Origin of the sequence: Mesorhizobium sp. KR1-2 (assembly GCF_040045035.1) — a bacterium.
Classification (GTDB): Bacteria; Pseudomonadota; Alphaproteobacteria; order Rhizobiales; family Rhizobiaceae; genus Pseudaminobacter.
In genome coordinates, this window is sequence record NZ_JBDZDS010000007.1 from 227,606 (window position 1) to 246,908 (window position 19,303).

The 19,303-nt window shown below is 64.0% G+C and carries 17 protein-coding genes and 2 pseudogenes; 12 read left to right on the forward strand and 7 right to left on the reverse strand.

What is annotated here, in order from left to right; translation table 11 throughout:
* The first annotated feature begins 3 nt into the window (after window positions 1–3).
* The 3 genes from ABLE85_RS15980 to ABLE85_RS15990 are packed head-to-tail and all read left to right on the forward strand — an operon-like array spanning window position 4 to window position 2,482.
* Window positions 4–912 carry an ABC transporter permease gene (locus ABLE85_RS15980; RefSeq protein ID WP_348793689.1) on the forward strand — a complete coding sequence of 303 codons (909 nt, stop codon included), beginning with the start codon at window positions 4–6 and terminating at the stop codon, window positions 910–912.
* The gene (locus ABLE85_RS15985; RefSeq protein WP_348793690.1) at window positions 909–1,745 is read left to right on the forward strand and encodes an ABC transporter ATP-binding protein; all 837 of its coding nucleotides are present in this window, start codon (window positions 909–911) and stop codon (window positions 1,743–1,745) included. The genes ABLE85_RS15980 and ABLE85_RS15985 overlap by 4 nt, the downstream gene beginning before the upstream one ends.
* Window positions 1,742–2,482 carry an ABC transporter ATP-binding protein gene (locus ABLE85_RS15990; protein WP_348793691.1) on the forward strand — a complete coding sequence of 247 codons (741 nt, stop codon included), beginning with the start codon at window positions 1,742–1,744 and terminating at the stop codon, window positions 2,480–2,482. The genes ABLE85_RS15985 and ABLE85_RS15990 overlap by 4 nt, the downstream gene beginning before the upstream one ends.
* A 21-nt stretch (window positions 2,483–2,503) precedes the next feature.
* Here the strand turns inward: ABLE85_RS15990 and ABLE85_RS15995 are convergent, their stop codons facing one another.
* Genes ABLE85_RS15995 through ABLE85_RS16015 form a run of 5 tightly spaced genes read right to left on the reverse strand, consistent with a single transcriptional unit; the run spans window position 2,504 to window position 8,052 of the window.
* Entirely contained in the window at window positions 2,504–3,529 is a 1,026-nt protein-coding gene (locus ABLE85_RS15995; protein WP_348793692.1) for a histone deacetylase family protein, read from the reverse strand.
* A 12-nt stretch (window positions 3,530–3,541) separates the two neighbouring features.
* Window positions 3,542–4,045, reverse strand: a complete 504-nt coding sequence (locus ABLE85_RS16000; RefSeq protein ID WP_348793693.1) for a GNAT family N-acetyltransferase — start codon at window positions 4,043–4,045, stop codon at window positions 3,542–3,544.
* Window positions 4,046–4,085: 40 nt separating this feature from the next.
* Window positions 4,086–5,036: a 3-keto-5-aminohexanoate cleavage protein gene (locus ABLE85_RS16005; protein ID WP_348793694.1), complete on the reverse strand. Its 951-nt coding sequence runs from the start codon at window positions 5,034–5,036 to the stop codon at window positions 4,086–4,088.
* Between the two features lie 8 nt (window positions 5,037–5,044).
* Window positions 5,045–6,415, reverse strand: coding sequence for an aspartate aminotransferase family protein (locus ABLE85_RS16010; RefSeq protein WP_348793695.1), 1,371 nt, complete (start codon window positions 6,413–6,415; stop codon window positions 5,045–5,047).
* A complete protein-coding gene (locus ABLE85_RS16015; RefSeq protein ID WP_348793696.1) occupies window positions 6,412–8,052 on the reverse strand; it encodes a N,N-dimethylformamidase beta subunit family domain-containing protein in 1,641 nt (546 codons plus the stop codon). The genes ABLE85_RS16010 and ABLE85_RS16015 overlap by 4 nt, the downstream gene beginning before the upstream one ends.
* A gap of 119 nt (window positions 8,053–8,171) precedes the next feature.
* On the opposite strand from ABLE85_RS16015, the gene ABLE85_RS16020 reads away from it, so the two are divergent.
* The 6 genes and pseudogenes from ABLE85_RS16020 to ABLE85_RS16045 form a co-directional block, all read left to right on the forward strand.
* Window positions 8,172–9,131, forward strand: a complete 960-nt coding sequence (locus ABLE85_RS16020) for a LysR family transcriptional regulator (protein WP_348793697.1) — start codon at window positions 8,172–8,174, stop codon at window positions 9,129–9,131.
* 120 nt (window positions 9,132–9,251) lie between these two features.
* The gene (locus ABLE85_RS16025) at window positions 9,252–10,130 is read left to right on the forward strand and encodes an ABC transporter permease (RefSeq protein ID WP_348793698.1); all 879 of its coding nucleotides are present in this window, start codon (window positions 9,252–9,254) and stop codon (window positions 10,128–10,130) included.
* A complete protein-coding gene (locus tag ABLE85_RS16030) occupies window positions 10,127–10,969 on the forward strand; it encodes an ABC transporter permease (RefSeq protein WP_348793699.1) in 843 nt (280 codons plus the stop codon). Before ABLE85_RS16025 ends, ABLE85_RS16030 begins: the two co-directional genes overlap by 4 nt.
* The gene (locus ABLE85_RS16035) at window positions 10,969–12,111 is read left to right on the forward strand and encodes an extracellular solute-binding protein (RefSeq protein ID WP_348793700.1); all 1,143 of its coding nucleotides are present in this window, start codon (window positions 10,969–10,971) and stop codon (window positions 12,109–12,111) included. The genes ABLE85_RS16030 and ABLE85_RS16035 overlap by 1 nt, the downstream gene beginning before the upstream one ends.
* Window positions 12,104–13,354 (forward strand): ABC transporter ATP-binding protein, encoded by a 1,251-nt coding sequence (locus ABLE85_RS16040; protein WP_348793701.1) that lies wholly within the window; start codon window positions 12,104–12,106, stop codon window positions 13,352–13,354. Before ABLE85_RS16035 ends, ABLE85_RS16040 begins: the two co-directional genes overlap by 8 nt.
* A 59-nt stretch (window positions 13,355–13,413) precedes the next feature.
* Window positions 13,414–13,951 (forward strand): annotated as a pseudogene (locus ABLE85_RS16045) (transposase); the annotation flags it as partial.
* On the opposite strand, the pseudogene ABLE85_RS16050 reads toward ABLE85_RS16045, so the two are convergent.
* Together ABLE85_RS16050 and ABLE85_RS16055 are read right to left on the reverse strand one after the other, a co-directional pair.
* Window positions 13,948–14,648, reverse strand: a pseudogene (locus tag ABLE85_RS16050) (transposase); the annotation flags it as partial. The pseudogenes ABLE85_RS16045 and ABLE85_RS16050 overlap by 4 nt on opposite strands.
* Before the next feature lie 558 nt (window positions 14,649–15,206).
* The gene (locus ABLE85_RS16055; RefSeq protein ID WP_348793702.1) at window positions 15,207–15,470 is read right to left on the reverse strand and encodes a helix-turn-helix transcriptional regulator; all 264 of its coding nucleotides are present in this window, start codon (window positions 15,468–15,470) and stop codon (window positions 15,207–15,209) included.
* Between the two features lie 655 nt (window positions 15,471–16,125).
* Here ABLE85_RS16055 and ABLE85_RS16060 point away from each other — a divergent pair.
* Genes ABLE85_RS16060 through ABLE85_RS16070 form a run of 3 tightly spaced genes read left to right on the forward strand, consistent with a single transcriptional unit; the run spans window position 16,126 to window position 19,237 of the window.
* Window positions 16,126–17,667, forward strand: coding sequence for an AAA family ATPase (locus ABLE85_RS16060; RefSeq protein WP_348793703.1), 1,542 nt, complete (start codon window positions 16,126–16,128; stop codon window positions 17,665–17,667).
* A complete protein-coding gene (locus ABLE85_RS16065; protein ID WP_348793704.1) occupies window positions 17,664–18,497 on the forward strand; it encodes a hypothetical protein in 834 nt (277 codons plus the stop codon). Before ABLE85_RS16060 ends, ABLE85_RS16065 begins: the two co-directional genes overlap by 4 nt.
* Complete coding sequence (locus ABLE85_RS16070) at window positions 18,494–19,237, forward strand: metallophosphoesterase (protein ID WP_348793705.1); 744 nt, start codon at window positions 18,494–18,496, stop codon at window positions 19,235–19,237. The genes ABLE85_RS16065 and ABLE85_RS16070 overlap by 4 nt, the downstream gene beginning before the upstream one ends.
* The last annotated feature ends 66 nt before the right edge of the window (window positions 19,238–19,303 follow it).

The window sequence follows — 19,303 nt, forward strand, 5'->3', positions numbered from 1 at the left end:
TTCATGGCCACATCCCTTCGCGCCTGGCTGGTAGACGACAGCCCCTCCTCCCGCCTGCAGGCCCGGCTCGGCCGCGCATGGCGCATCGCCGGCGCATTGTCGCGCAACCCGCTCGCCGTGGTGGGAACGGTGATCATCCTTGCACTGGTGCTTACGGCGATCTTTGCACCCCTGCTGGCCACCCATGATCCGCTGAAGCAGGATCTGACGCAGCGCCTTCTGGCGCCGAGCGCCGCCAACTGGATGGGCACCGACGAGCTTGGCCGGGACATCTGGTCCCGTGTCGTCTACGGCGCGCGGATCACGCTGGTAATCGTCACGATGGTCGCCGTGCTCGCCGCCCCGGCGGGACTGATCATCGGGGCGCTGGCCGGCTATTTCGGCGGCTGGCCCGACCGCATCCTGATGGGCATCACCGACATCTTCCTGTCGCTGCCCAAGCTGATCCTCGCGCTTGCCCTCGTTGCTGCGCTCGGACCCGGCATCGAGAACGCGGTCATCGCCATCGCCATCACCACTTGGCCGGGCTATGCACGCATCGCGCGGGCCGAGACGCTGACCTTCAAGAACTCCGAATTCATCGCGGCAATCCGGCTGCAGGGCGCGTCGTCGCTCAGGGTCGTGCTCGGCCATGTGCTGCCGCTCTGCACGTCCTCGATGATCGTGCGCGTGACCCTCGACATGGCCGGCATCATCCTGACGGCGGCCGGCCTCGGCTTCATCGGGCTCGGCGCGCAGCCGCCACTGCCGGAATGGGGCGCCATGATCGCGCGCGGCCGCAGCTTCATCCTCGATCAGTGGTGGGTGGCGACCATGCCCGGCTTTGCCATCATCGTCGTCAGCCTTGGCTTCTGCTTCCTCGGCGACGGCCTGCGCGACGTCCTCGACCCCAAGAGCGGAGAACAGCATTGAGCACGCCGCTTCTGGAAATCGAAAACCTGCGCGTCACCTTCCCAACCCCGCGCGGCGACATCGATGTCGTGCGGGGCGTGTCCTTCACGCTCGGGCGCGAGCGGCTGGGCATCGTCGGCGAAAGCGGCTCGGGCAAATCCATGACCGGCCGCTCGATCCTGAAACTCATCCGCGCGCCGGGACGTGTCAGCGCCGACAGGCTGAACTTCGACGGCATCGACCTGCGTAATCGCTCGGAACGGCAGATGCGCGCCATTCGCGGCGCCCGCATCTCCATGGTCATGCAGGACCCGAAATTCTCGCTCAACCCTGTGATGACCATAGGCGAGCAGATCGCCGAGGCGTTGCTGACCCACAAGCGCCTGCCGCGCCGCGAGGTGGGCGAGCGCGTGCTGGCCATGCTGGAATCCGTGCGCATCGCTGACCCGGAACGGGTGGCGAAGCTTTATCCGCACGAGGTTTCGGGCGGCATGGGTCAGCGCGTGATGATCGCCATGATGCTGATCCCGGAACCCGACCTCCTGATCGCCGACGAACCGACTTCCGCGCTCGACGTGTCGGTGCAGTCGCAGGTGCTCGACATCATTGACGAGCAGATCAAGCGCAAGGGCATGGGGCTGATCTTCATCAGCCACGACCTCAACCTCGTGTCGAGCTATTGCGACCGCATCCTGGTCATGAACACGGGCGAGGTGGTGGAAGAATGCCGCGCGGGCGAGCTGCAGAACGCCACCCACCCCTATACGCGCGGGCTGATCGCCTCCATCCCGCGCCTCAATGAAACCCGCGACGAGCTTCCCGTGCTCGACCGCAGCGCATGGGCCAGCAAATGACCGCGCTTTCGCTGAAAAACCTCGACATCTCTTATGGCGAAACGCGCATCACACACGGCGTGAGCCTCGACATCGCCGAAGGCGAGAGCTTCGCGCTTGTCGGCGAAAGCGGCTCGGGCAAGTCGACCGTGCTGAAGGCCATCGCGGGCCTGGCGCCGCAATGGACCGGTTCCATCACCGCCTTCGGCAAACCGCGTAGCCACAGCATTGACGGCCATTTCGCTCGGGCTTGCCAGATGGTCTTCCAGGACCCTTACGGCTCGCTGCATCCGCGCAAGACCATCGACGCGACGCTGAGCGAGCCGCTGAGCATCCACGGCATCGGCAACCAGAACGCCCGCGTGGAGGCGGTGATGGCCTCGGTCGGGCTCGACCGAAAGTTCCGCTTCCGCTTTCCGCATCAGCTTTCCGGTGGCCAGCGCCAGCGCGTCGCGATCGCCCGGGCGCTGGTGCTGGAGCCGAAGATTCTCCTGCTCGACGAGCCGACCTCGGCGCTCGACGTGTCCGTGCAGGCGGAAATCCTCAACCTGCTGAAGCGCCTGCGCCGCGAGCAGAACCTGACCTTTTTGATGGTGACGCACAACCTGCCAGTCGTCTCCTTCCTCTGCGACCGGCTGGCGGTGATGCGGCAGGGCCGCATCGTCGAGGTCGCCAACGTCGCGCAGTTGAAGCGGGGTGCGCTTAAGGAACCCTATTCGCGCGAACTGATGCAGATCAGCGCCACCCACGCGGCTTGAAAGGGCAGCAGCAACCCAATCTCAGCGCACGCCGCCGAAACCGGTGAGGAACGAGGTCAGGTTGTCGGAGAGCGCGTCGCACAGATAGCCGCCTTCCTGCACGATGACGGTGGGCAGGCGAAGTTTTGCTATCGCCTCGGCAATGCGCGCGAAGCCCGGCGTCGTCACCGACAACCCGCCGAAGGGGTCGCCCTCGAAGGCGTCGAGGCCCAGCGCCACCACCAGCGCCTCGGGCGCGAAGGCGCGGATGCGCTGCAAGCCTTTGTCCAGCGCCGCCAAAAATTCCGCGTCGGCAGATTTGCGCGGCAGCGGCAGATTGAGATTGTACCCCAACCCCGGACCGTCACCGCGCTCGTCGGCATGCCCCCAGAAGAACGGGTAGAAGCGGATCGGGTCGGCATGGATCGACACCGTCAGCACGTCGGGCCGCGCGTAAAAGATACCCTGCGTGCCGTTGCCGTGGTGCAGGTCGACGTCGAGGATCGCTACCCGCGGGGCCTCTTTGCGCAGGCGCTGCGCGGCGACCGCCGAATTGTTGATGAAGCAAAAGCCGCCAGCGACATCGGCGAAGGCGTGATGGCCGGGCGGGCGGCAGAGCGCATAGGCCGCCGGCTCGCCCGACAGCACGGCCTCCGCGGCTTCCACCGCGCTCCAGGCACTCCAGAGAGAGCTTTCCCAGGTCTCTGCCGAGATAGGGCAAGAAGTGTCGGCCATGTGGTAGCCGGCCTGTCCGACGGCGGAGGCCGGATAGCTGCCGCCGCGCGCGATCGGGTGAATGTTGGGAATAACTTCCTCCGACGCACCTTCAATGCGCTGCCAGCGTTCGTAGATGTGCTTTAGGAAATCCAGATATTCAGGCGTATGCACGGCCGCGATCGGCCCCAGCCCATGCTCGCGCGGCCGCACGATCTCGCAGCCCGCTGCCCGTGCGCCGGCCAGGAGGCGCTCCACGCGTTCCGGCTGTTCCGGATTGGGTTTTGGCGCCCCGCTGGAGAGAAAAGCCTTGGGATCGTGACGCATCTGCTCGTCGGCGTAGAAGGCTTTCATTGGAGCTCCCCTTCAATTTGCATCGTTGCGCGCCAACGCAAGAAAGGCCTCGCCATAGGCGCCGTGGTCCCGGTCGCTGTCGAGCCAGCCGATGCCGAGCCTTTCGTAAAAGCCCTGGGCGGAGACATTGTCGACGTCGACCGCCAGCCTGAGATAGACGCCGCCGCGCTGATCCGACCAGCTTGCCACCTCGCGCAGCAGGCGCTCGCCGATCTTGCGGCCGCGAAACCGCTCGTCGACATAGAGGTCCTGCACATAGACGCCGGGTCGCCCGAGCCAGGTCGAGAAGATCGGAAAGAACAGGCAGACCCCGGCGAACTCGCCGTCGACTTCCGCAATCAGGCTCGAAAACGCGGCGTGAGGCCCGAAGCCGAAGCGGCGGAAATCCTCGGCCGTACTTGCGATCTTGCCCTCCAGACCCGTGAAACGCCCCAGTTGCAGGATCGCTTCATGCATCGTCTCCGCATCGGCGGGCTCGGCCGGCCTGACGGTGATTTTGGGGGGAGGGGGGCTCATCGGCGTCCTCGGCATCAATTGCGAGCAATCCGCTCTACCATCAAAACGCCACCCGGTCGCCGCCCTTGAGGCCCAGCATGTCGCGTGCCTCGGCAGGGGTGGCGACTTCCAGCGACAGCGCCTCCAGCACCTTGCGGATTCGGCGCACCTGGTCGGCGTTGGAGCGGGCAAGCTGGCCGCGCCCGTCATAGAGGCTGTCTTCCAGCCCGACGCGCACATTGCCGCCCATGGCGGCAGCCATGGTGATCATCGGCATCTGGTGGCGGCCGGCGGCAAGCACGGAGAAGGTATAGCTGTCGCCGAACAGCTTGTCGGCAATGCGCTTCATGTGGGCAAGGTTGTCAGGGTCGGCCCCGATACCGCCCAGCACGCCGAATACGAACTGGATGAACAGGTGCCCGGAGACCAGCCCACGGTCGCGGAAATGCGCCAGCGAATAAAGGTGGCCTACGTCATAGCATTCGAACTCGAAGCGCGTGCCGCAGCCCTTGCCCAACCGGTCGAGGATGAACTCCATGTCGGCGAAGGTGTTCTTGAAAAGGGTGCCGCGCGTGGCTTCGAGCAGCTTGGGCTCCCATTCGTGCTGCCACTCGGTCGGCTTGTCGAGGGCAGGGAAGAGCGCGAAGTTCATGGAGCCCATGTTGAGCGAGCACATTTCCGGCTCGGCGCGCAGCGAAATGGCGAGCCGGTCTTCCAGCGTCATCAGCGAGGAGCCGCCGGTGGAGATGTTCAGCACCGCCTCCGTCGCCTGCTTGATGCGCGGCAGGAACTGCATGAACACGTCCGGGTCGGCGGTCGGCCGCCCGTCCTTCGGGTCGCGCGCGTGCAGGTGCAGGATCGATGCGCCGGCCTCCGCTGCCGCGATCGCCTCCGAAGCGATCTGGTCGGGCGTGATCGGCAGATAGGGCGACATGGTCGGCGTGTGGACCGAGCCGGTGACGGCGCAGGTGATGATGACCTTGCGGCGCGAGGATTTCGTGGGAGCGGTCATGGCTGGCCTCAGCGGTTCACGGGAAGGTCGAGTTCGGCGGCGAGCGCTTCCAGCGTGTCGCCGAGGATGGAGACGATTTCACCGATCTCCTCGCGCGTCACGATGAGCGGCGGCGCGACGATGAAATTGTCGCTGAACGGGCCGCCGCGCACGCGCCGCGAATAGACGATCAGCCCCCGCTCGAAGGCGAGGTCGATCAGCCGGACATTGGCGTTCTTTTCCGCCGACAGCGGTGTCTTCGCCACCGGATCGGCGTAAATCTCGCCACCGAGCAGCAGGCCCCTGCCGCGTATGTCGGCCACGAAGGGGAAGCGTTTTGTCAAAGCTTCCAATTCGCCTTTCAGCACATCGCCCATCGCGGCCGCATTGCCGACGAGCCCCAGCCGGTCCACCTCCGCCAGTACCGCGCCGCCCGCCGCGCAGGCCACCGGGTTGCCGCCATAGGTGTGGCCGTGCAGGAAGCCGCCGGCCTCCAGCACAGGGCCGACGATGCGCTGCGTCGCGGCCAGCGCGCCGAGCGGCGCATAGCCGGAGGACAGCCCCTTGGAGAGCGAGATGATGTCAGGCTTGCAGTTCCAGTGGTCGCCGCCGAGGAATTTGCCGGTGCGGCCGATGCCGGTCATCACCTCGTCGTGGATGAGGAGGATGCCATAGCGGTCGCAGATTTCGCGGATGCGGCCAAAATAGCTGTCGGGCGGAACGAGCGCGGCGGTGGCTGCGCCGCCGATGGGCTCCATCACGAAGGCCAGCACGCTTTCGGGGCCTTCAGCCAGGATTTTTTCCTCCAGCATGTCGGCGTAGCGCAAGCCGCGCTGTTCCAGCGAAAGATTGTCGTTGTCGCGATGCACCATCGGCGCGGGAATGAGCGGCATGGGCTGGCCCATCTGCTCGAAAGTCCTGGTCAGCACGTCGTCGCCGGTCACGCCGAGCGAGCCGACGGTGATGCCGTGATAGGAAGGCATGCGCCCGATGATCTTCCAGCGGTTCGGCTGGCCGGTGGCCACCGCCCATTGCCGCGCGAGCTTCAGGCATGCTTCCACCGCCTCAGAGCCGCCCGAGACAAAATAGATGCGCTCCAGCCCGTTGGGCAGTCGCTCGGCCAGTTCGCGTGCCAGCTCGATTGCCGGCTCGCTTTCGAAATGGATGGTGTAGGCGAAGCTCACCTTGTCCATCTGGCGCTTCATCGCGTCGATGACGGCGCGGTTGCCGTGGCCGACATTGACGTTCACCGCACCGCTCGAGCCGTCGATAAAGCGGCGGCCGGTCTTGTCCCAAAGATAGATGCCGTCGGCGCGGTCCACCATCGGCCGCGGCAGGCGCGTAAAATGAAAGAGGTTCGGCTTGCGGCCCGCCTCGGCCGTTGCTGAGTGAACAGTCATGCCCCGTTTCCTCCAAGATACTTGTCGAGCACATTTGCGGTGACGCGCTCGACCATCGCGTCCCGGCGTTTCAGCGCCGCCACCCATTCGCAGCTTCCGGCGTGGAACACCTCGCCTTTGCCGCGGGAAAAGTTCACGATCATGCCGCAACCGCGCTTGATGCGGTCCACGGCTTCATCGCCATCGTTGCCCTCGATGATCTCGGCGACGAATTTCGCGTCCTCGTCGGAGAGGAACTGGTCATCGGCGGGAATGTCGGCGCTTTCCTCCTTCAGCGAAGACATGCCGAGCGCCAGGATCTCCAGCCCCTCCGGCGCGCCGGAGTTCTCCGCCGGCTCGGGCAGGCCGCCGCGGATCACATAGTCCAGCCCGTCAACCTCGTAGCCGAAGGCGTGGCCCTCCGCGCCCAACAGGTCGCCATAATAGATGCCGGTGCCGGCAAAGGCCCAGTGCTCGGGCCTATAGACCGGAAAGCCGCGCACGCCGCGTGGCGCGCAGCCGCCCCAGCCGACGTAAAGGCCGCGCAGGGCGTTGAGCCCGAAAGTCTGGGCAGCGGGGCGGCCGACCTCCGCCGCCTCCCAGCTGCCGGACGTGCGGCTAGGGTCGGCCGAGCGATAGACCGGGTCTTCGGCGCGGGCGCGGTATTTGTAACAGGTCTGGCGCTTGCCGTTGTCCTCCAGCCGCGTCTGCCACATGAAATTGCCGGCAAAGCGCGCCGCATGGCCACCGCGCTCGACATAGGCGTCGACCGCGTCGCGCATTTCCCAGGTCCAGTATTCGTCGTGACCGACGAAGACGACGCAGTCATAGCCGTCGAGGATTTCGGGCGCGAAATGCAGTTCGTGCTGGCTGGCGAGATCGACCGCATAGCCGGCGCGCTCGGCCCAGCGGAAGAAATGCCTGTCATAGCTCGCCCAGCCGGACGAGGCGTATTTCTTCGAATAGCCGTTGGCGAAAGCCCATTCCATGTGCGGATAGCGCGGAACGGCGGCGGGCGGCGTGTAGATCTCCAGCGGCACGCGCGGCGCATCGTTCGGCAGCATCACGAAGCCACGGCAGAAGGGCCGCTCGATGCTTACCGTCGTTGCATACTGGTTGCGGCCGGGGCCGGTAATGCCCTGATAGTGGTTTGAGCCGCCCCAGGTGTTGTAGGCAGTCCAGGTGCCGGTGGCGGCCACCTGCAGCACACGGCCGGGCTTGCGGCCGAGCATCGGGCGCAGGATGAAAAGGTGGTGGCAGTGGATCGGCTTGCCGTCGCGCCCCTCCGCCGTCAGAATGATGCGATAGGCACCCGACGGCCAGTTTTCCTCCACGCGAAACTCGAAGGAGGCTTCCCAGCCGCAGCCGACCACCGAACACTGGTCCGGCGTGTCCTGCCAGCCGGCGGGGAGGTTCTCGCGCGTCAGAACCGGCGTTTCGGTGGCGCCGTCCCGGATCACCTCCAGCCGATAGCTCGGCGCGGTGGAGCTGACATGCAGCCGCGCGATCGCGCCCGGCGCGTAGGAATAGGCGTCGGTGTAGCACCAGATCTCGCCGCGTGCGCCGTCCATGCCGGGATATTCGTAATAGTGCCCCAGCACCGCCTCGCGGCGCTGCTCCGGCGTCAGGCCGAAATCGGGAAAGTCACTGGCAGTCATCGGCAGGGCATCCGTCAGGCGGCGATCACCAGGATGCGCCGTTTTTCCGAAGATCATGATTGCCTTGGCGAGGTCATTGCGCAAATAGATAATGCGAATGGCAAGGATAGATTTCTGGAATGGTTTCGCCGCGACCTGACAGGCTGGTCTGGGACCTCGACTGGAACCTCCTGCGCACCTTCGTGGTGATTGCGGAGGTGAAAAGCATCACGCGCGCCGCCGAGCGGCTGAACCTCAAGCAACCAAGCGTCAGCAACGCGCTGAGGCGGCTGGAGGAGCGCATCGGCCAACGGCTGGTGGAGCGCGATGCAACCCGTTTCGAGCTGACCGAGGTCGGCCAGTTGCTGTACGAGCAGAGCATCGAGGTTTTCGGAACCATATCGCAGCTGCCGCTGGTGATGCGCGGTGCAGGCGACGAGGTGACGGGCCATGTAACGATCGCTCTCGCCAGTCACGTGGTCTCGCCGCTGTTCGATCGCGCGTTGGCCGAATTCCACCGCAGCTCTCCTCGCGCCAGCATGTCCATCGCAGTCGCGCCCAGCGTGGATGTGGCCCGGCAGGTGCGCGAGCGCCGCGCTTCCTTCGGCATTTGCCTGGTCAGCCAGCGAGATCCGTCGCTCGACTACACCATGGTCTATCGCGAGTTCTTCGGCTTTTTCTGCGGCCCGGATCACCGCCTCTACGGCCGCGAGGGCCTGACGCTGGCTGATCTGGAGGGGGAGACATCCGTCTCGTTCCACACGGATCATATTTCGGATGCCCTCCGGCCGGTGGCGCTGCTGCGCAGCGAGGCCAAGCTCGACGCCAATGTGATCGGCGTGTCGTCGAGCCTGGAGGAGGTGCGGCGGATGATCGTCGCCGGGCTCGGCATCGGCCCTCTCCCGCTTCATGTCGCCCGCCGCGACGTGGTCGACGGCCTCTTGTGGCGGCTGCCGCCTTACGACACGCCGCCGGCAATCGACATCTTTCTCCTGGTAAATCCCGAGCGGGCAATGAACCGCGCCGAAAGGGCGCTCCTGTCAGGCCTGCAGGCTCTGATAGCGGAGACGCCGCTGGAGGAACGCATCTACGGCGGTTGATGCGAAGTGAGGAAAGAAATTCTGCATTCCAGGCAGTGGACATCGGACCGCTAATCGCCCACTCTTAGCTCAGGGAACAAGCAAGCGCTGCAAAGACAGCGCGGTATGAACAGGGTCGACATGACCAAAGGGTGGAAGCTGTACGACCCGCGGCTGGCGTGGATGCTGGTCGCTCCAGTGTTGCTGCTGCTGCTTCTGTTCCTGCTGCTGCCGATCGCCGTGATGGCGGTCTACACCTTCTTCACCTTCGTTACTGCAGGCGTAGAGACAAGCGCGCTGACGCTTGCCAACTGGACGGAATTCCTGACCGACAGCTACTATCACGGCTTCCTTTTGAAGACCGTGCGCGTCGGCGCCATGACCGCGATCATCTGCGGAGTGCTCGGCTACTTCCCGGCCTATTTCATCTGGGCGACGACCTTCCGGCACAAATGGCTGCTGCTTCTACTGCTCATCGTGCCGTTCTGGATCAGCTTCACCATCCGCACATTCTCGTGGATTCACATCCTCGGCGAGCAAGGGCTCATCAACGTCACGCTGCTCAAGCTCGGCCTGATCAACCAGCCGATGCAGATGCTCTACACCGAGGGCGCGGTGATCATGGGGCTCTTACATTTCCTGCTGCCCTACATGATCCTCAACGTCTATGTGAGCCTTGAAAGCATCGACCGCACGCTGATCTCCGCCGCCCGGTCCATGGGCTGCACCAGCGCGCAGGCGTTCCGTGAGGTCACTTTGCCGCTGTCATTGCCCGGCCTTGGGGCGGGCCTGCTGCTCTGCTTCGTGCTCGCAGCCGGCAGCTATGTGACGCCGCAATTGCTCGGCTCGGGCCGCGATGCGCTGTTCGGCAACCTGATCTATGACACCATCATGGGGCAGTTGAACTGGCCGATGGGCGCCACGCTCTCCATCGTGCTGTTCGTCGTGCTCGGCTGCTTTGCCGCCGCCTATACCCGCTACATGGGCATGTCCCAGATCGTGAAGGGGCTCGGAGGATGAGCGCGGGGCAACATCAGGACAAGGAAGGGCGATGGGCCTGGCGACTGACCGGTTTCATCACGCTTTGCGTCTACATCTTCATGTTCGCGCCGATCATCGCAACCGTCGTGCTGTCCTTCAACGCCTCGATGTTCGGCGGCTTCCCGCTCACCGGCTTCAGCCTGCAATGGTACGCCAAGCTTTTGTCCAACGAGCAGGTGCTCACCGCGTTCAGAACCTCGATGTGGATCGCGCTGGTCACGGCGGCGGTCACGACGCTTTTGGGCATCATCACGGCCTTTGCGCTGGTTCGCTTCGAGTTTCCCGGCAAGGCCACTTTCGGCACGCTGGTGATCCTGCCGGCGCTGGTGCCTGAGACGATCCTGGGCGTCGGGCTGCTGGTCCTAATCAAGGCGGTCGACCAGCCGCGCAGCATGGGACTGCTGTTGCTCGGCCATATCCTGCTGGCGCTGCCCTATGTGGTGCTGATCACCCAGGCGCGGATGGTCGGCATCCGACGCACCTATGAGGAGGCGGCGTTGTCGCTGGGGGCGTCGCGCATCTCGTCGTTCCGCGAGATCACGCTGCCGCTGCTCATCCCGGCGGTCGTCGCCAGCGCGTTGCTGGCCTTCACCATTTCCTTCGACAACACCTCTGCCAGCCTGTTCTGGCGGCCGGCCGGCGTCGAGACGATGCCGACCCAGATCCTTTCGATGCTCAAGATTTCGATAAGCCCGGAGATCAATGCCCTCGGCACGGTCATGATCCTCGTGACCGTCGGCATACCGCTGGTCGGCGGGCTCATCCTGCAAGGCCTCACCCGGTTGAGAAAACGTGTCGACGCAAAGGGGAATGCATAATGAAAATATCAACCACGAAGAGACTTGAACGACTGAACGAGCGATATGGGAACGGCGACATCAGCCGCCGCTCCTTCCTGACCCTGACGGCGGCGGCTGCCGCCTCGGCAGGGCTTTCCACGCCCTGGATCGGCCGCGCGCTCGCGGCCGCCACGGAAGTGCGCTTCGACGGCTGGGGCGGCGTGGTGCAGGAGGCGATCGATAAATACGCCTTCCAGCCCTACACGCAGAAGACCGGCATCAAGGTCGTGCAGGGCACCTTCGGCGACGAGGACGAGGTCATCACCAAGATCAAGACCTCGAAGCCGGGAGACTTCCAGGTCATCCACTCCTCGGGCGTGAACTACTACATCAAATATGTGAATGCCGGCTTCAACGCGGAGATCAACGAGGCCAACATTCCCAATATGGCGAATGTGCTGGTGCCGATGATCGAGCCCTACCGCAAGATCACCCCCAAGCTTTCAGCCGTGCCTTACGACTACGGCACCACCGGCATCGCCTACAACACCACCGTGATCTCGCCGGAAGAGGCAAAGGAAAAGGGCGTCGGCCTGCTGTTCGACAAGAAGTACGCAGGCAAGGTGGGCGGCTACGCCGACATGACCACGCGCGTCTGGTATGCCGCCCTCCAGACCGGCCAGGACCCGAACAACATCCAGGACATGGATGCCGTCTGGGCGAAGGTGCGCGAGAACCGGGACCTCGCCAAGAAGTTCTGGAGTTCCGGCTCTGAGCTGATGGACCTTCTTTCCAAGGGCGAGATCGTGGTGACGGACGCCTGGTCCGGCCGCGTCGCCGCTTTGCAGCAGCAGGGTCACCCGATCGGCTATCTCGACCCCGCCGGCTCCTATGCCTGGATGGAGGACATGCTGGTCCTGAAGGGCTCGCCGATGGCCGAATGCGAGGAGCTGATCAACTTCATGCTCGATCCCGCCACCTCTATCGCCGTCGCCGAGGGCCAGAACTATCCGCCGTCGCTCGACCCGACCAAGGTCAAGCTCACCGAAAAGATCGAGAAGCTTCCGGCCTTCGACCCGACCGGCTCGATGAAGGCGCTGACCTTCGCCGATCCGGTTTACTGGGCGAACAACGAAGACGCCTGGAACAAGCAGTGGGACAGGATTTCGAAAGGTGCATGACAGCCTCGAAACCCAGACACCCCGGCCAGATTCGGCCGGGGTACTGCCGGCCGGAGCCGCTCGTGACGGTGGGCAGCCGGCGGTCGAATTCCGCAATATCGACATCGCCTATGGCAAGTTCGTCGCGGTGCGCGATTTCTCGCTTACCATCCGCAAGGGTAGTTTTGTCACTCTGCTCGGCCCCTCCGGCTGCGGCAAGACCACGATCCTGCGCTCGATTGCGGGGTTGGTCGATATTTCTGCCGGCCAGATTTCGATCGGCGGACGGCGGGTCGACGACGTGCCGATCTACAAGCGCAACATCGGGCTGGTCTTCCAGAGCTATGCGCTGTTCCCGCACAAGAGCGTTTTCGACAATGTCGCCTTCGGGTTGAAGTATCGAAACGTGCCCAAAGCTGAGATCGCGCGCAGGGTCGGCAAAGCGCTGGAAATGGTGCGGCTTCCGGGCAGCGAGAAGAAGCTGCCGTCCCAATTGTCCGGTGGGCAGCAGCAGCGCATCGCGCTGGCGCGCGCCATCGTGTTCGAGCCGGAGGTTCTGCTTCTCGACGAGCCGCTTTCGGCGCTGGACGCCAATATGCGCGAGGAGATGCGCGTCGAGATCAAGAAGATCCAGAAAGAGACGGGCATCACCGCCATCTTCGTGACCCACGACCAGGAAGAGGCTCTCTCCATGTCCGACCAGATCGTCGTCATGAATGCGGGCACGATGGAGCAGATCGGCACGCCGGAAGAAGTATATGAGACGCCAGCGACCGCCTTCGTGGCCGATTTCCTCGGCAAGGCGAACATGTTGCCGGGTGTCGTCACCGCCGTTGATGGACACGGGACGACGATCACGCTATCCGCCGGACAGGCCATGACGGCTGTCTCTCCAAAAGTTCTCCCACTCGGTTCCCGCGTCACGGTCGTGGTTCGCCCCCAAAAACTGTCGGTGGGGTCCTCTGCCGCCGGGGCCAATAGATTGGCCGGCCGGGTCGTCTCGACCTCCTATCTCGGCGGCAGTGCCATCTACGAAATCGATATTGGAGAGCGAACGACAGTTCGTGCCAACACTCAGATAATTGGCAAGCTGGCGCGCGAAGGTGAGGCAATCCGTCTCTGCTTCGACCCCGCCGACTGTATCCTGCTGGACGAAGAGGGGCTGCGCATCGCCTGGAAGCAATCGCCAACGGCGAACTCTTCCGGGCTCATGCCTTCGAATATATCTGCGCCAGAAACGACATCGACCACCGAACCACCATGACCTGCCACTGAGAATTTCCTCCAGAATGGATTAGGGTCCGGCCCATATGGGACGGACGAATGAAGAAGCAAAGATTTACGGAAGAGCAGATAATTGCGGTTCTGAAGGAGCAGGAGGCCGGTGCGAAGGCGGCGGACCTGTGCCGCAAGCACGGAATTTCAGAGGCGACTTTTTACAACTGGAAAGCCAAATATGGCGGCATGGAAGTCTCTGAGGCGAAGCGACTGAAGGCGCTCGAGGAAGAGAATGCCAAACTGAAGAAACCGCTCGCCGAACAGATGCTGGACGCAGCCGCACTTCGCACGCTTCTCGCAAAAAATGGCAGGGCCAGCCGCCAAGCGTGACGCGGTCGCGCATCTGAAGGCCGTCATGGGTCTTTCGGAACGGCGGGCCTGCCAGATCACATCCGCCGACCGCAAGATGATCCGCTATCGGTCGTGCCGACCGCCGGAGGTGACGCTGCGAGCAAAGCTGCGCGACCTAGCCAATGAGCGACGGCGTTTCGGCTATCGACGGCTGTTCATTCTGCTGCGGCGGGAGGGAGAGCCGTCCGGGGTCAACCGCATCTACCGTCTCTATCGCGAGGAAGGGCTCTCGCGCGTGCAGTCGTCGACCACGGCCAGGATGCGGAAGCGCCGGCCGTCGGTGAGCTGATCGGACACGAAGTCCAGCGACCAGCGTTCGGTCGGCTGCAAGGGCACCAGCATGGGGGCCCTGGTCCCGATCGCCCGCTTGCGCCCGCCACGACGACGCACCGCCAGCTTCTCTTCGCGGTAAAGCCGGAACAGCTTCTTGTGGTTCACAACATGGCCCTCGCGCTTGCGCAGGACGTGCAGACGTCGATAGCCGAAGCGCCGGCGCTCGCCCGCGATCTCCCGCATCCGCTCCCGAAGCGCGCGATCATCGGGCCGCGTGGTCTCGTAGCGCACCGTCATGCGGCAACAGCCGATGGCTTTACACGCCCGCCGTTCGCTCATCCCGAAGGCAGCCTTCAGATGCGCGACAGCGTTCCGCCTGGCTGCGGGCGTCACCACTTCTTTCCCAACAGATCTTTCAGGGCCGCAGTGTCGAGCATGGCATCGGCCAGAAGCCGCTTCAGGCGTGTGTTCTCATCCGCCAGGCGCTTCAGACGCTTCGCCTCGGACACGTCCATGCCACCGAATCTGGCCTTCCATTTGTAGATCGAGGCATCGCTCACGCCATGCTTGCGGCACAAATCCGCGACCGAGACCCCGGCCTCGTGCTCCTTCAAAATCCCGATGATCTGCTCATCCGAGAAGCGGCTGCGTTTCATGTTCTGGTCCTTTCTTTGGGCCCGAACGAACTTCAATCCGGATCAAGTCAAAGGGGCAACGTCAGGATGAAAGCTCAGTGGCAGGTCAGCAGGTCAGTGCGCAAACGCGAACGCCCCGGCTTTTGGCCGGGGCGTTTGGTCTGGTTGCGGGGGCACGCAACCGCCGATACCGACATGAGATCAGAGTAAGGATCTAAATCGACAGAAGGGCGGAGACTCGGGCTGACTTCTCGGCTCTTTGGCCGCTGCGCGATGTGTATCTCGGGCACAGCCACGATGTGCGATGCTAACCTATGCGACTAGCCGTGACACGCTCTTCGCGGCTGATCGATCATCCTTCAGAGATATTCCCGTTCAGCCAGGAGACATACGATCATTGTGACGGAAGAGTTTGAGGGGATCGAACGGCGGTTTCAGCGTCTTCAACATGAGGGCAAAGAGCCCCTTCTGTTGGGGGACATGGCTGCGAAGATTAACGGTTCAATCTTGGCCGGCGCCTGTGGTCGGCGGTGTTGCAGACGAACATCGTGAACGACGAACCGCGCTGGCGGCGAGCGATCACTCGTCCTGAGGTCTCGGTTTTCCGATCTTCCCTTTCTGGATCCTAATGCCGGGGCCTTGTTCCCCGGTCTCTGGAAGAAACTCAATCCCCGCCTGCTCCAACGCCCGCTGGACGCGCAGCATGGTTTCCAGTTTCACTGTTTCGCGAGCCTCGATCCGGACAAGCGAGCGCTTGCTCACTCCTGCCATCTTGGCGAGGTCGCGTGCCTCGATGTCGAGAAGGACTCGCGCAGCGCGCAGTAGGTCGTAGGGGACATCCATGCACCTGTTTCTAATGGCCCATACTTCGGAGCGCTAGACCCCATGCTGGCCTCCGGAGGCCAAAATAGGCGTCTGGACGCCATATCGAAGACGCCGTAAGCATTGCACCGGATCTGGCCGAATCAAGGATTCGCGGCAGGCCTGGCCGGGTAAAAAGGGGAAGGCGATGCCGTGGCGACATCCAAACTGCGCAAGCAAAAACAGGATGTGCTCTTCGAGCGCCGAGCTGAGGCGATCCCCTGGGCCCCGCGCTCCCGGTTCTAGAATGACTGAACCCATGGCAACTTCGATGGAGGCATATCAATGATATTTTTCGGACGGCGCGACGGCGAACGAGATCCGGCATTCGACTTTCAGCTGCAGCGTCTCTCCGCCCTTGTTGTAGACTTCGAGCGAGTACGTCACGGCGTATCTCCGGAGATGCTGGTGAACGGCGAGGCGCCGATCCTTGATCGGTGGGCACTTGCGCTGAGGCCGACGCCATGCCTCGCAGGACTGTCGACCGGACATCCGACTCTCCCCGGGCAAAACAGGGAGATCGGGACTTCCGCGATCTGGCTCATGTCTCAGGATCGAACTTGGGCCCGCACGCTGTCGCGATGGTACCAGTTGGGCCGCCCAGCCGAACATCCTGACGATCACGCGTGAGTTTCTCATGACGGACGAGACCTCGCGCGATTACCGCCTGTTCAAGCGGCGGGAGAAAGCGGTCGCGGCAGGATTGCGGCTGCCGACGGAGGAAGAGCTGCTGCCGGGAATGCCGTTCTTCCGCAATGATCTCACCCAGGACTTGCGCGAATACGGCGATCGGCTGGCGCGAAGGCTGCGGCGGCGACAGCGTCCGGATCTGGCATCGGTCGTCGCCTGTCTTGAGGAAGTGGCTGTCGAGCAAAGCCGGGACAGCCTGCTGGTCTTGGAGGCGGCAATGGACGGCCTCGGGGACGCGGTCGGCGTTCCCCTCGACGCCGCGCGTCTCCGCTGCTTGCTGTATCGGGCGGGTTTCGGCGATCCGGATGCGGCAGCAGGCATCGCGGGCGAGATGGCGCTGCTGGCCCTGCGGGATCTGCAAAGCTCCGACAATTTGAGGATGCTGTGGTGCGCGCTCGGCTGGGCCGCATTCTCACGCGATCTCGCCGCCTGGCGCAGAGCGGGGGTGTTTGGCAGCCCGGCCAAGGGGCTGGGGGTCGGACTCGAACTCCGCAGCTATGCAGATCGGTTCAAGACCGCCATGCAGCGGCAGAGGCCGGCCGGGACAGAGGCGAAAGCGGCTCCGTCGGAAAATTCTCCTGGGCTCGAGACGGCGGTGCAGCCGGCGTCCGGCGACCGGCAGCGCGACGGCCACGTCATCGTGCTGCGGGAGGTGGGCAATCCCGCGGTCTCCCAGGGCAAGGACGTTTCCCAGGAATTCCAGAAGATCACCGGGCGCCCGCTGCCGGTGCCAGCCACGCCTGACCTCGCCGCTGTCCGGGCCAACCTGGTTGCGGAGTTCCCCTATGCCATCGCGGTCATCGACCAGGTCCTGAAAGGACTCATGGGCCGGCGGCACGTGCGCATGCGGCCAACCATCCTCCTGGGCTCGCCCGGCTGCGGGAAGTCGCGCTTCGCCAGGCGGCTCGCCGAAGAACTCGGCGCGCCCCACGAGCTCATCCCCTGCGGGGGCATGAGCGACGGCGCTTTGGGCGGTACCCCGCGGCGATGGTCATCCGGGGAGCCGAGCCTGCCCATCCTGATCGTGCGCCGGCATGAATGTGCTGGGCCCGTCATCATCCTCGACGAGATCGAGAAGGTCGGGACGAGCAGGCACAACGGCAATGTGCATGACGTGCTGGTCGGCCTGTTCGAGCAGGAGACGTCGAGCCGGTGGCATGATCCCTATGTCCAGGCAAGCTGCGACCTGTCTCACCTGACCTGGCTGATGACGGCCAACGCGATCGAGCCGATCCCAGCGGTGCTGCGGGACCGCTGCCGGCTCCTGCGTTTTCCCGAACCCGGCCCGGAACATCTGCCGATGCTCGCCCTCCGGATCATGGCGCGGCTCTACGCGGAACTCGGGCATGATCCGCGCTGGGCGACCCCTCTTGAAGGATTCGAGCTCGCCGCGATCGCCGCTGCCTGGCGCGGCGGTTCCATCCGGCGGCTGGAGCGCATGCTCGAGCAACTGGTCGCGGTCCGGGAGCGGGAGCGGTCGCTGCAATGATCGCCAGTCGCACGCAACGAGCTGCAAGCCGAGCCCGCGAATCCTTCCCGGCACGCCGCCGGATCAAATCACCTTCAACCCGCCAATTCGAAAAAGACAGCCTCATGACCACTTACTCATCACACGCGCCATCCTGTCCGGCTCGACAAGCCCTGTACGGCTATCTCTACAGCAAGCTCGCTTCGCTCCCCTCTGCGGCATCGGCCGACACCGATCCTGGTGAAGGCGGCACGCCCGCTTCTGCTGACCGGGATCACCGGCCGAAGCGCACCAGCCACCTCATTCACCGGATTGCCGTCCATGAGGCCAGCCACGCGGTGATCCGCCTCCACCTTGAGCTCGGAACCATCACCGAGATCACCATCGACGCCCCGCATGGCGGATACGTCGCGTCCCGGACGGACGAATTCCATGAGCAGACCGAGAACCTGCTCACGGCCCACCTTGCCGTCATGCTGGCGGGTCGCGCCGGAGAGGAGGTGATCACCGAGACGGTCGGCGCGAACGGCGATGGCGAGACGCGGGGCAGCGACCATGAACTCGCGACGAAGCTCGCCTACAAGATGGAAACGGCAATGGGGTTCGGGCAGAGGCGACCGCTGCTCTATCGGTGCTGCACGGATTGGCCACTTCACCTCGCCATCGATCCGGAACTCGCGGAGGACGTGAACCGGCGTTTGGAGGCTGCCTACGAAGCGGCCCTGAAGATGGTCAGAAAACAGGTTGCCGCCATCGATTATCTCTACCTCCAGCTGCTGCATCACGGCACCTTGGAAGGAACCGAGTTGGAGACGGTGCTGGCCGAAACCAGGAAATTGATCCGCAAATGAGAATCTGGATCCTTTCCGACCTCCACCTCGAACACGCCGACCTGACGGAGCCGCTCGAGCCGCCGCAGGCGGATGTCTGCGTCATCTCCGGGGACCTCTGCCGTGGCATCGACAACGGCATTCGCTGGCTTACCCGGCACATCGCCCCGGCGATGCCCTGCATCTACGTCGCCGGCAATCACGAGTTCTACAAGGGATCCATCCAAGAGGGCATCGCGGCCGGCCGTGCCGCAGCGCAGGCAGCACCGGGCGTACACTTCCTCGAGAATGAGGCCGTCATCATCAACGGCGTGCGATTCCTTGGCGCCACCCTCTGGACCGACTTCCGGATACAGGGCGCTCCGGAAGCCGCCATGGATCATGCCCGCCGGCGGATGAACGACTACCGGCAGATCTCATGGCAGAGGAATCCATGGAAGCGGTTCCTGCCGCTCCATGCCTACAGGATTCACCAGGAATCGAGGGCATTCCTGGATGCGGAACTGAGCTCGAGTCCTTCACCCACTGTCGTGGTCACCCACCATCTGCCGCATCCCCGGTCGCTTCCGGGACTATTCAAAGGCGACCTGACGAATGCCGCCTTTGCCTCGGACCTATCCAGCATCCTAAAAACGGGAACGCCGGCGCTCTGGGTGCACGGCCACGTGCATGACAGCTGCGATTATGTCGTTCACAACACCCCATCGTCGCCAACCCGAGAGGATACGGCGACGAGAACAGGGCGTTTGACAGAAAGCTGATCGTCCAGGTCGAGGATTGATAGACAGAAGGAGCTGCCCCGGCGGCCCATGTTGGGCTGCGGTGTA